This is a genomic window from Streptomyces sp. NPDC029164 (assembly GCF_055563995.1).
This window is the reverse complement of sequence record NZ_JBVHWW010000021.1, coordinates 133,023-144,049: the sequence shown is the minus strand read 5'-3', so window position 1 is coordinate 144,049 and position 11,027 is coordinate 133,023. Positions and strand designations below refer to the sequence as shown.

Sequence of the window (11,027 nt, the reverse complement as noted above, 5' to 3'; positions counted from 1 at the left end):
CTACTCCTGGCCCGCACCCCCCTCCCCCCACGCACCTCCCCCCCCCCCCCCCCCCACCCCCCCCCCTTCCCCCCCCCCCCCCCCCCCCCCCCCCCCCCCCCCCCCCCCCCCCGGGCCGGGTGGTTCTCAGGCCGCCACCGGAAGTGCGGGCTCCGCGGTGGCCGGGAGCGGGATGCCGAAATCGCGCAGGAGGGCGCCGGCGGCCCGGCGTGCCGAGTGCAGGGCGCCCTGGACGGTGTTGGTGTCGCGGTGGTCGCCGCACACGTACAGCCCGGCCAGCACCCGTACCGGGCGCCGCAGGTCGTGGGGCGGGGGCATGGCGGGTACCGCCTCGGGTGTGTGGTGGACGGCCAGCAGCTCCCACTCCCGGGCGGCGGTGTCGTAGAGCCGGGCGAGGCGCGAGGCGACCGTCCGTACGGGCGGTGGCGGTCCGAGCACGGTCGTGGTGACCAGGCTCCGGCCGGCCGGGGCCCGCGTCGGGTCGACCGCGCTCATCACGGCGGTGTGCGCGACGGGCCACTTGGGGTCCGCGTCCAGGAGCAGCGAGCCGTCCCGGGACAGGGGCGTGGCGGTGGCGTGGTGCAGGACGGTGACCTCGTGGAAGGCGGGCACGCGCAGGCCGGGCAGCAGCTCGGCGGCGGCGCGCGCGCCGGTGGCGAGGAGGACGGAGCGGCAGCTGAAGTCGCCGTGCTCCTCGGTGGTGACCAGGTTCGTCGCCACCGACCTGACCCGGATGCCGGTCCGGACGGTGCCGGGCGGCAGGGCGGCGGCGAGCAGGTCGGGCAGGGCCGCCGCGCCGCCCTCGGGCACGGCGAGGCGACCGCGGGCGAAGGTCCGCAGGGCGAGGTCCGCGACCCGGCTGGAGGTGGTGAGCTCCGGATCGCGGAGCAGGGCGGCGAGCAGCGGCCGCAGCACCCCGTTGAGGGTGCGCGGCGGCAGCCCGCGGGAGCGCAGGGCGGCGTGCGCGGTGCGTTCGGGACGGGCGAGCAGTTTGTCCTCGGGCAGGGCGGCGAGCCGGCCGAGGGCGGCGCTGAGCCGGGCCTGGTCCAGGGAGCCGCTGGCCAGGGCCCGGGCCGGGGTGAGGGCCCCGGCCCGCAGCTGTTTGCCGTCGGTGTGGACCAGGACCCCGGGCACGAAGGGCCGCAGGGTCAGGGCCTGCAGGCCCGGGGTGCGTTCGAGCTCCGTGTACGAGGTGTTGAGCAGCTGGCCGATCCGGTCCAGCCGGAACCCGTCGGCCGACTCCGTGGCCATCCGGCCGCCGGGGTCGTCCGCGGCCTCCAGGACGGTGACCGTGACTCCCGCTGCGATCAGGTGCTGCGCGGCCGCGAGTCCGGAGACTCCGGCTCCTACGATGACGACGTCCGCATGGTGCGCGGCATGGTGTGCGCTGCTGAGCACGTGCCCCTCCCCGAGGTCGGCGCGGCTGTGTGGGGATCCTCCTTCCCCCAACCGGCTCCACGGGAACCCGAGTTCGACTGGGTATTACGGTCAACTCCGGTCGCACGACGGTCGCATCCGGGTCACGAACGGTCGCACGGCGGTCGCACGCGGCGCGCCTCCCCGGGCCGGCACGCGCGGCACTCGGGTACGCCGTTCAGAGCGCGGCGCGGATGGCCTGCTCGATGCCGGGGTCGCGGAAGACGAAGCCGGACGCCAGCAGCCGGGCGGGACGGGCGCGCTGACTGCCCAGCACGTCCGCGGAGAGCTCCCCGAGCACGAGGCGCAGGGCCGGCGCCGGTACGGGCAGCAGCGCGGGCCGGTGCAGCACCCGGCCCATCGCGGCGGTGACCTGGCGGTTGGTCAGCGGCTCGGGGGCGGTGAGGTTGACGGGGCCTTCGATGCCGGGGGTGTCGATGATGTGGCGCAGGGCCGCGACCTCGTCCCGGAGGGAGATGAACGGCCAGTACTGGCGGCCGTCGCCGAGCCGGCCGCCGAGACCGGCACGGAACAGGGGGAACATCCGGCCCCAGGCCCCGCCCTCGCGGGAGACGACCAGTCCGGTACGGGCGTAGGCGGTCCGGATCCCGGCATCGCGGGCGGGGGCGGCGGCCGCCTCCCACTCCACGCAGACCGAGGGCAGGAAGCCCTGCCCGGCGGGGGCGTCCTCGTCCACGGCCCGGTCGCCGGTGTCGCCGTAGTAGCCGACGGCGGAACCGCTGACGAGCACGGCGGGCGGTTCGTCGAGCGCGGCCACGGCCCGGGCGATCGCGGCGGTCCCGAGCACCCGGCTGTCCCGGATCTCCTTCTTGTACGCGGCCGTCCACCGGTGGTCCCCGATGCCGGCCCCGGCCAGGTGCACGACGGCCCCGCAGCCGGCCAGCCCCGCGGGGTCGACGTACCCGCGCGCGGGGTCCCACCGCTGCTCGTCCGCGGCCGCCGGCTCCCGCCGCACGAACCGCACCACCTCGTGCCCGTCTGCCCGGAGGGACCGCACGAGTGCACTGCCGATGAGCCCGGTCGCGCCGGTGACTGCGATACGCATGCGTCCATTCTTCCCCGGAGGGTGGCCGCGCCGACCGTACGCCTCCGGGCGCGGCGCCCTGCCTCCCGCCCGTCACCCCACGGCGCTCCGCGCCCGCGCCTCACACGCCGGCGGGGCCGAAAAGGGAGCCCCGGTCTTCAGGTCGTGCCGAGCCAGGTGCCCACCGCGTAGGTGACGGCCATGGCCAGCGCGCCCCCGCCCACGTTCCGCGCCACCGCGCGAAGCGCAGGCGCCCCGCCGAGCCGCGCGCTCAGCACCCCGCACAGCGTGAGCGCCGCGACCACCGCCACCACCGTCACCGGTACCCGCGCGGACGGCCCCGGCAGGAGGATCGCCAGCAGCGGCAGCACCGCCCCCACCGTGAAGGCGATGAGGCTGGCGAAGGCCGCGTGCCAGGGGTTGGCCAGCTCGTCGGGGTTGATCCCGAGTTCCACCCGGGCGTGCGCCCGCAGCGCGTCCCGCTGCGTCAGCTGCTCGGCCGCCGCCCGGGCCACCCCCCGGCTCAGCCCCCGCTCGGCGAGCAGGTCGGTGAGTTCGTCGAGCTCCGCCTCCGGCTCCTCGGCCAGCTCCCGCCGCTCCATGTCCAGCGCGGCCCGTTCGGAGTCCCGCTGCGAGCTGACGGAGACGTACTCCCCCGCCGCCATCGACAGGGAGCCCGCGAGCAGCCCGGCGACCCCCGCCGCCAGGATCGCGGAGCGGGAGGTGGTGGCCCCGGCCACGCCGACCACCAGGCCTGCGGTGGAGATGATCCCGTCGTTGGCTCCGAGCACCCCCGCGCGCAGCCAGTTCAGCCGGGTGCTGATCTCGGCGCTCTGCGCGCCGTCGCCCGTTCCGTGCGCCTCGATGTGCGCCCGGCTGGGCGCCTTCCCCGAGCCCTCGTTTCCCGTCACGCCACCACTTTCCCGGCACGGGCCGTACGAGGCCACCCGGCGGGCCGGTCCGGGGTGCGCGGGCCGGGCCCGCGTACCAGGGTGGAAGGGTGAGACGCGGACGCGAGGAGCCTGGCAGGCTGCGCGGGGAGCCGCCGCCGCGCTGGGCCCGGATCGCGCCCGCGGCGGCCCTGGTGGCGCTCGTGCTCGCGCAGGCGCTCACTCCGGGCGCGGAGCTGGGCTTCTTCCTGGCGGGCCTGCCCCCGGTGGCGGCCTTCGCGTACGGGGCGGGCGGAACCGCGGTCTTCGCCGCCGTCGTCCTCCTGCTGCTGGGGCTGCCGGACCTCGGCGTCGGTCATGCCCGCGGCACGGACCTGGCCACGGTGGCCGTCGTCGGGCTGCTCAGCGTGGTGATCGCCTGGGTCCGGCAGCGCCGGGACGCCCAGCTGGTCAGCGTGCGGACGGTGGCCGAGGCGGCCCAGCTGGCGGTGCTCCCGCCGGTGCCGGAACGGGTGGGCGCGGTGCGCTGCTCGGGGCTCTACCGGGCGGCGCAGCGCGGCACCCTGGTCGGCGGCGACCTGTACGACGTACGGGCCGGGCCGTACGGCGTGCGGGCGCTGGTCGGGGACGTGCAGGGGCACGGCCTGGCGGCGGTGGGCACGGTGGCGGCGCTGCTCGGGGCCTTCCGCGAGGGCGTGATCGACGACGGCGGACTGGCGGCGGTGGCGGGCCGGCTGGACCGGCGGCTGGTGGCGGACGCGAAGGCGGCTTCCGTCGAGCACCCCGAGCTGTTCGCGACGGCGGTGCTGCTGGAGTTCCCGCCGGGGCTGGACCTCGTACGGATCGTGTCGTGCGGGCATCCGCCGGCCCTGCGGCTGCGCGGGGCGGTGGTGGAGGAACTGGTGGTGGAACCGGGCCCGCCGCTGGGCCTGGGGCTCGCGGGGCCGCCCCCGGCGGTGGCGGAGCTGCCGTTGCGGCCCGGGGACCAGCTGCTGCTGCACACCGACGGCGTGACCGAGGCCCGGGACGCGGCGGGGCACTTCTACCCCCTGGCCGCCCGGGTGCCCGTGCTGGCACGGGACCCGGGCGGCCTGGTCCGGGCGGTGTGGCGGGACCTCGCGGCCTTCACGGACGGCGGTCCGCGCGACGACGTGGCCCTGCTGCTGCTCTCCCCGGACGGATCGGGATGAGCGGCGGATGACCGGGCGGCCCGGCCTACGACTCCTTGATGAACGCGCGCACCATCTTGCAGGTGACGTTCGACGGCCGGTGGATCCCCGTCCGGACGGCCATCGTCCGGATCTTCCGGTTGGTGGCGCGCCGGGGGTCGTACGTCCCGGAGTCGAGCAGGGATATCGCCAGCCGCATCGCCTTCAGGCGGCGGTTGTGGCTCTCGTACCACTCGCGGGGCAGGCCCGCCGGCAGCGGCTTCTTCTTGACGGGCTGGACGGTGGTGGCAGTGGCCATCTACAGCCTCCCAAACGGTAGTTGGCTTCCTGTCGTTCTCCCTCGATTTTACCGGGGACCACTGACAAAAGCCCCTGGCCAGACCGGCCCTGGATAGGGTTGGCGGCATGGAGATCTGGATCAATCCCGCGTGTTCCAAGTGCCGCAGCGCACTGACCCTGCTGGACGCCGAGGGCGCCGAGTACACCGTGCGGCGGTACCTGGAGGACGTGCCCTCCGAGGACGAGATCCGCGAGGTGCTCGGCCGGCTCGGGCTGGAGCCGTGGGACATCACGCGCACCTCGGATCCGCTGGCCGGGGAGACCGGCGTACGGGAGCTGCCGCGCGAGGCGACCGACGCGGCGCGCGGGCAGTGGATCGCCCACTTGGCCGCGCACCCGAAGCTGATCCAGCGCCCGATCATCACCGCCGAGGACGGCTCGGCGGTGGTCGCCCGCTCGGAGGAGGCCGTGCGCGAGGCCCTCTCCCGCAGGGCCTAGCCCGGCGGGTTGCCTGCCGGTTGGCTGCGGTTGGCTGCGCCGCTCGGGCGGGGGCCGGTTGTGCCGGGGCCGGTTGCCGGGGCCGGTTGGGCCGGAGCCGAGCGCCGGCTGGCTGCGCCGCTCGGGCCGGGGTGCGGGTGGGGCCGGTTGGGCTGGGGCCGGGCCGGGTGGCTGCGCCGCTCGGGCCGGTCATGGGGGCCGATCTCGCCGGGCCCGGGCTTCGGGGGGGGCCGGTTGTGCCGGGGTCGGGCGCGCGCCGGGGCGTCTCCTCGGGCGCCGAACGTGACGAGGGGTCGGACAGCTGGGGGCACCTTGCGTTCGACGCCCTGCGGGGATCACCCCGACACACACCCGACCCCGACCCAACCGTCCCGGCTGCTGACCCAGCCCCTGCGACCTTGCCGCACCATCCAGCCGGGCCGCACAAGTTCCATCCTCGCCGCACTACTCCAGCCGCGCCGCACCAAATCCAGCCCCGCCGCGCTACTCCAGCCTCGCCGGCGTTTGAGGCGCGGGGTGCGGGGCGGAGCCCCGGGCTTTGAGCCGCACCGTCCAACCCCACCGCACCACTCCAGCCTCCGCTACACCTTCCAGCCTCGCCGGACTACTTCAGCCGCGCCGCACCAAATCCAGCCTCGCCGGCGTTTGAGGCGCGGGGTGCGGGGCGGAGCCCCGGGCTTTGAGCCGCACCATTCGGCCTTGCCGCACCAGCCAGCCCCTCCGGCGTTTGAGGAGCGGGTCCGGGCGGAGCCCCGGGAGGGGTGGCGGCGGCGCCGTCAGAGGCGGCGGGTGATCTGCCCGGCCGCGGTCAGCGGCAGCGCGTGGTGCCCGACCCCGGGCAGCACCTCGACCCGCGCACCCGGCAACCCCGCACGGGCGACCCGCGCCGCGCGGCCCGCGCCATGGCAGCGGGCGCGCTCCGCGAAGAGGACGTCGACCCGCGTGCCCAGCCCGGCCAGGGCCGGGCGCGGCCCGGTGACCGGGCGTACGGAGGGGAAGCCGGCGCTCTCCTCCTGCAGCCGCAGCCAGGCCGGGTCGAGGGCGGCCCCGCGGGCCTCCCAGCCGAGGAAGGAGCGGATCCGCTCCGGGGTGGGCCGCACCAGCACGGGCAGCGCGCGCAGCACGTACCCGGGGCGGAGCCCGGTGAAGACCTGGGTGGGGTCGATCAGCAGGAGGCGGCCGAGCCGGGCCGCGCGCCCGGCGGCGTAGTGGGCGGCGATCCACGCCCCGTACGAGTGCCCGCCGAGCGTCACCGGTCCGTGCGCGCCGAGCCCGTCGAGGACCGCGTCGAGCCAGCCGACCAGGTCCGGGGCGGATCGGATCGCCCGCCCGGGCGCCGGGACGCTGAGTCCGGGTTCGCCCACCAGGTCCACGGCGTGCAGCCGGTGCGTGCGGGCGGCCCCGGCGGCGGCGACGGCGCCCCACACGGTGGAGGTGGACCCGCCGCCGGGCAGCAGCACGAGCGGCGGAGCCCCGGCCGGGCCGCAGCTGTTGACGCGGGTGCTCCCGTACGGGGTGGGCAGGTCGACGGCCTCGACGGGCCCGGGCCACTGGCCGAGCGCCTCGTCGTAGGCGGCGCGGAAGGAGGATGTCCGGGACGGAGCAGGGGACATGGCGGGCTCCAATGTCTCGCTCAGCGAGAGATTCTAGACGGAGGCGATGTGGACGACAACAACCTGCAGCTGGTGCACCTCCTGCGGGCGGTGACCGTCGAGTTCGGCCTGCGCCAAGCGGAGTTCGCCGCCCGCAACGGCATGCACGCCACCGACGTACGGGCCCTGATCTGCCTGCTTGACGCGGCCCGCGCGGACGAGCCGGCCACCGCCGGCCTGCTGGGCGCCCGGCTCGGCCTCAACTCGGCCGGCACCACCGCCGTGATCGACCGGCTGGAGCGGCTCGGCCACGTGGCACGGGTCCGCGACGAGCGCGACCGCCGGCGGATCCTGCTGCGCGTGGAGCCGGCGGCGATCCGTCTGGGCCGGGAGTTCTTCGGCCCCCTGATCGACGGGGTGCTCCAGGTGCTCGACGGCTTCGACCCCGCCGAACGGGACACCGTACGCCGCTTCCTGACGGCCGCCCACGCCGTGTTCGCGGGGGCGGATGCGGCGGCCTTCATCTCGCCCCCACCTGGCACCTCGTAGGGTGGCTTGCGTACCAAAGATGGACGAAGCACACCAAAGGACCCGTCGTGAACGAGCAGCAGCCCCAGACCAGCCCTGGCGCACGTCCGGTGCCGCCGGCGCGGCGGGGCGCCGACTGGATGTTCGGCGGGGTGTACGGGACGGTCCTGGCCAGCGGACTGCTGGCCGCGCTGGACCAGAAGGGCGGGGACTTCACCCCCTTCTACGACGCCAGCTGGGTGCTCGTCACGGCGGCCACGGCCGCGCTCGCGCACGGCTACGCGCACCACATGGCCTCCCACCGGCAGGACTCCGCCTCGCACCGGTGGCGGCTGCTGGTCCTGGCGCTGTGGCACGAGTGGCCGATGATCGCGGCCACCCTCCCCACCGTGCTGCTGCTGGTCATCTCCGGGCTCGTCGACTGGGACTCCTACGGGGTGACCGCCGCCGGGCTCGGCCTGAACACCGCGCTGCTGTTCGCGTGGGGGTCGGTCGTGGCGCTGCGCGTGGGCTACCGGATGACCTCGGCCCTGCTGATCGGCCTGGCCGACGCCACCATCGGCCTGGCCATCATCGTGGCGAACGCGGTCATCAAGTAGGGCGGCCGTCAACGTGACACACCGTCCCCCGCGTCACCCGGGGAGCTGCGCCTCCGCCTCCGCGAGGATCTCCGTCAGCCGGGCCCCGAACTCCGCGCCGCGCGGATCCGGCACGCCCGTGCGGGCGGCGGTGAGGAGCGCGTCCAGGGCGCGGCCGTAGGCCCCCGGTACGTCGCTCCAGCCGGGCAGCTCGTACACGCCCTCGGTGCCGCGCAGTTGCAGGCCCACGCCGGCGGCCGCGCGCGGCGCGCCCAGGCTGAGGACGGCGGTGCTGGCCGCGCCGGAGGTGTGCCGAAGCGCCAGCTGGACCACGTCGGAGGGGCCCCGGGTGGCGCTGACCTCGGTGACCTCGCCGAGGACCGGGATGAGTACGGAGAGCGCGTGCGGGCCGACGTCCCACAGCCCGCCCTTGGTCTTGCGCCAGGGCGAGTCGGCGTACGCGCTGGGCGTGCCGTCGGGCGGGAAGACGGCGCCGAGCCAGTGCGCGGCCGCGGTGAACCAGCCGGGGCGTCCGGCCTGTTCCGCGACCCAGCCGGCGGTGGGCTCGGCGAAGCGCAGGGTGAGGAAGACGACGGAGGCGACGCCGTGGCGGGCGGCCGCGTCGGCGACGGCCCTGGCGTCCTCTACCGTCGTCGCGACGGGTTTGTCGAGCAGCAGGTGGCAGCCGGCGGCGGCCGCGCGGACGGCGAGCGGGGCTTGGACGTCGGGCGGCAGGGCGAAGGCCACGGCGTCACACTCGGCGAACAACTGGTCGGGGTCTTCGTACACCTTCACGTCGTGCGCGCGCGCCAGCTCGGCCGCGGCCTCGGGCCGGCGGCCCCACACGCCGGCGAAGTCGGAGCCGGGGTGCGCGGCGAGGGCGGGCGCGTGGGTGCGGTGCGCCCAGGGCCCGGTGCCGAGCAGTCCGACCCGCGGTCGGGGCTCTCCGATGGGGTTCACATCAGACGAAATGCTCACCCGCTCAGTCTGCCCCACCCGGACGGGCGTTCCACCCCCAACCCGCTCGCGGCCCGCACAGCCCACCCGACCTGCGGCGTAAACCTCGGTAACACGGGGTTCACACATGGGCAACGGAAGGGAAATCGCGGGCGGGCACGCTGCGGTCATCACCGCAGCGATGAAGCAGCGACCAGCAGCACCCGCAGAGTCTGAGGATGGGGCCCGTGAGCTACAAGGCTGAGTACATCTGGATCGACGGCACCGAGCCGACGGCGAAGCTTCGCTCCAAGACGAAGATCCTCTCGGACGGCGACGCGCTGCCGATCTGGGGCTTCGACGGATCGAGCACCAACCAGGCCGAGGGCCACGCCTCCGACCGCGTGCTCAACCCGGTCTTCTCCTGCCCGGACCCGATCCGCGGCGGGGACAACGTCCTGGTGCTGTGCGAGGTCCTGAACATCGACATGACCCCGCACGAGTCGAACACCCGCGCGCTGCTGCGTCCGGTCGCCGAGAAGTTCGCCGCGCAGGAGCCGATCTTCGGCATCGAGCAGGAGTACACCTTCTTCGACGGCTCCCGCCCGCTCGGCTTCCCGGTCAACGGCTTCCCGGCGGCGCAGGGCGGTTACTACTGCGGTGTCGGCTCGGACGAGATCTTCGGCCGCGAGATCGTCGAGAAGCACCTGGACCACTGCCTCGCGGCGGGCCTGAGCATCTCCGGCATCAACGCCGAGGTCATGCCCGGCCAGTGGGAGTTCCAGGTCGGCCCCGTCGGCCCGCTGGAGGTCTCCGACCAGCTGTGGATCGCGCGCTGGCTGCTCTACCGCACCGCCGAGGACTTCAACGTCTCCGCGACCCTGGACCCGAAGCCGGTCAAGGGCGACTGGAACGGCGCGGGCGCGCACACCAACTTCTCCACGAAGGCGATGCGCGAGCAGTACCCCGCGATCATCTCCGCGTGCGAGGCCCTGGGCGAGGGCAGCAAGCCGCTCGACCACGTGAAGAACTACGGCGCCGGCATCGACGACCGCCTGACCGGCCTGCACGAGACCGCCCCGTGGAACGAGTACAGCTACGGCGTCTCGAACCGCGGCGCCTCGGTCCGCATCCCGTGGCAGGTGGAGAAGGACGGCAAGGGCTACATCGAGGACCGCCGTCCGAACGCGAACGTGGACCCGTACGTGGTGACCCGCCTCATCACGGACACCTGCTGCACCGGCCTGGAGAAGGACGGCCTGGTCTGACCCCGGCTCCCCCGCACCACCCCCAACGCCCGCCGCGCCCCCACAGGCCCGGCGGGCGTTGTCAGTCCCCCGTGCCACGGTGACCGGATGATGGCGATCAGGATCCAGACGGAGCCCGGCGAGTCCTACGAACACCCCGCGTCGGGCATGCAGATGCCGCCCCTCGATCCCGCGGTGGAGCGGGAGCTGGCGGAGGCGGTGCGCGGGTGGTTGCGCTGCGGCTATGACGGGCCTGGGGCGCTGGCCGAGTCCGCCGAGGAGTACCTCGTCGACGGCGACGTCCGGCCGGTCTCCGCCGTCCAGGCCGCGCACCTGGTGGACCGGCTCTGGCGGGAGCGGCTGGCCGAGCAGGCCGACTGGGTGGGCGAGACCGACCCGGAGCGCATCACCCGCGCCTTCGCCGCACTGGAGGCGTCGGGCGTCACCGCGCGGGAGAACTTCACCTGCTGCCGCAGCTGCGGTCTCGCCGAGATCCGGGCGGACGGCGAGGAGGATGCGCGCGGGTTCGTGTTCTTCCACGCGCAGAGCACCGAGGGGGCGGCCGCGGGCCACGACCTGTTCCTGATGTACGGGGCGTTCGAGCCCGACGAGGCGCTCACGGTCGCGGTCGGACGGGAGGTCGTCGCGGCGCTGGAGGGTGAGGGGCTCGCGTGGGAGTGGAGTGGGGGTGCCCACGATGCGATACGGGTTGTCGGGGTGGACTGGCTTAAGCGGCTGGGGAGTTGATGGGATTGTCCCGGTTTGGCGTGCACTGGTGGCGGAATATGAGATTCCGATCCATGATATGAGACGTGGTCTGCCCGCAGGACATGACATCTGCTTGAATGG

12 protein-coding genes are annotated in these 11,027 nt (G+C 75.0%); 6 read left to right on the top strand and 6 right to left on the bottom strand.

Annotated elements, in window-relative coordinates:
• Positions 1 to 126: 126 nt before the first annotated feature.
• The 3 genes from ACZ4VT_RS21540 to ACZ4VT_RS21530 form a co-directional block, all read right to left on the bottom strand.
• Positions 127 to 1,398 carry an NAD(P)/FAD-dependent oxidoreductase gene (locus ACZ4VT_RS21540; protein WP_467951762.1) on the bottom strand — a complete coding sequence of 424 codons (1,272 nt, stop codon included), beginning with the start codon at positions 1,396 to 1,398 and terminating at the stop codon, positions 127 to 129.
• Positions 1,399 to 1,594: 196 nt separating this feature from the next.
• Complete coding sequence (locus ACZ4VT_RS21535; RefSeq protein WP_467951760.1) at positions 1,595 to 2,482, bottom strand: TIGR01777 family oxidoreductase; 888 nt, start codon at positions 2,480 to 2,482, stop codon at positions 1,595 to 1,597.
• Positions 2,483 to 2,619: 137 nt separating this feature from the next.
• Entirely contained in the window at positions 2,620 to 3,372 is a 753-nt protein-coding gene (locus ACZ4VT_RS21530) for a VIT1/CCC1 transporter family protein (protein ID WP_467951758.1), read from the bottom strand.
• An 89-nt stretch (positions 3,373 to 3,461) separates the two neighbouring features.
• Between ACZ4VT_RS21530 and ACZ4VT_RS21525 the strand changes: the two genes are divergently transcribed.
• Positions 3,462 to 4,541 carry a PP2C family protein-serine/threonine phosphatase gene (locus ACZ4VT_RS21525; RefSeq protein WP_467951756.1) on the top strand — a complete coding sequence of 360 codons (1,080 nt, stop codon included), beginning with the start codon at positions 3,462 to 3,464 and terminating at the stop codon, positions 4,539 to 4,541.
• A gap of 25 nt (positions 4,542 to 4,566) precedes the next feature.
• Here ACZ4VT_RS21525 and ACZ4VT_RS21520 read toward each other — a convergent pair whose 3' ends face one another.
• Positions 4,567 to 4,818 carry a hypothetical protein gene (locus ACZ4VT_RS21520; RefSeq protein WP_030707561.1) on the bottom strand — a complete coding sequence of 84 codons (252 nt, stop codon included), beginning with the start codon at positions 4,816 to 4,818 and terminating at the stop codon, positions 4,567 to 4,569.
• Between the two features lie 107 nt (positions 4,819 to 4,925).
• On the opposite strand from ACZ4VT_RS21520, the gene ACZ4VT_RS21515 reads away from it, so the two are divergent.
• A complete protein-coding gene (locus ACZ4VT_RS21515; RefSeq protein ID WP_467951754.1) occupies positions 4,926 to 5,297 on the top strand; it encodes an ArsC/Spx/MgsR family protein in 372 nt (123 codons plus the stop codon).
• A gap of 776 nt (positions 5,298 to 6,073) precedes the next feature.
• On the opposite strand, the gene ACZ4VT_RS21510 is transcribed toward ACZ4VT_RS21515, so the two are convergent.
• On the bottom strand, positions 6,074 to 6,910 hold the full coding sequence (locus ACZ4VT_RS21510) for an alpha/beta fold hydrolase (protein WP_467951753.1): 837 nt from the start codon (positions 6,908 to 6,910) through the stop codon (positions 6,074 to 6,076).
• 48 nt (positions 6,911 to 6,958) lie between these two features.
• Between ACZ4VT_RS21510 and ACZ4VT_RS21505 the strand changes: the two genes are divergently transcribed.
• The gene (locus ACZ4VT_RS21505) at positions 6,959 to 7,438 is read left to right on the top strand and encodes a MarR family winged helix-turn-helix transcriptional regulator (protein WP_467951751.1); all 480 of its coding nucleotides are present in this window, start codon (positions 6,959 to 6,961) and stop codon (positions 7,436 to 7,438) included.
• Between the two features lie 47 nt (positions 7,439 to 7,485).
• Positions 7,486 to 8,016 (top strand): hypothetical protein, encoded by a 531-nt coding sequence (locus tag ACZ4VT_RS21500; protein WP_467951749.1) that lies wholly within the window; start codon positions 7,486 to 7,488, stop codon positions 8,014 to 8,016.
• A gap of 33 nt (positions 8,017 to 8,049) precedes the next feature.
• Here ACZ4VT_RS21500 and ACZ4VT_RS21495 read toward each other — a convergent pair whose 3' ends face one another.
• Positions 8,050 to 8,967, bottom strand: a complete 918-nt coding sequence (locus ACZ4VT_RS21495; RefSeq protein ID WP_467951773.1) for a Gfo/Idh/MocA family protein — start codon at positions 8,965 to 8,967, stop codon at positions 8,050 to 8,052.
• Between the two features lie 212 nt (positions 8,968 to 9,179).
• Between ACZ4VT_RS21495 and glnII the strand changes: the two genes are divergently transcribed.
• Together glnII and ACZ4VT_RS21485 are read left to right on the top strand one after the other, a co-directional pair.
• A complete protein-coding gene (gene glnII, locus ACZ4VT_RS21490) occupies positions 9,180 to 10,199 on the top strand; it encodes a glutamine synthetase (protein WP_467951747.1) in 1,020 nt (339 codons plus the stop codon).
• Positions 10,200 to 10,286: 87 nt separating this feature from the next.
• The gene (locus ACZ4VT_RS21485) at positions 10,287 to 10,925 is read left to right on the top strand and encodes a DUF6891 domain-containing protein (protein ID WP_467951746.1); all 639 of its coding nucleotides are present in this window, start codon (positions 10,287 to 10,289) and stop codon (positions 10,923 to 10,925) included.
• Positions 10,926 to 11,027: the final 102 nt, after the last annotated feature.

Coding starts and splice junctions, on each gene's coding strand:
- ACZ4VT_RS21520 (WP_030707561.1), bottom strand. CDS start 4,818: ATGGCCACTGCCACCACCGTCCAGCCCGTCAAGAAGAAGCCGCTGCCG.
- ACZ4VT_RS21515 (WP_467951754.1), top strand. CDS start 4,926: ATGGAGATCTGGATCAATCCCGCGTGTTCCAAGTGCCGCAGCGCACTG.
- ACZ4VT_RS21510 (WP_467951753.1), bottom strand. CDS start 6,910: ATGTCCCCTGCTCCGTCCCGGACATCCTCCTTCCGCGCCGCCTACGAC.
- ACZ4VT_RS21485 (WP_467951746.1), top strand. CDS start 10,287: ATGATGGCGATCAGGATCCAGACGGAGCCCGGCGAGTCCTACGAACAC.
- ACZ4VT_RS21535 (WP_467951760.1), bottom strand. CDS start 2,482: ATGCGTATCGCAGTCACCGGCGCGACCGGGCTCATCGGCAGTGCACTC.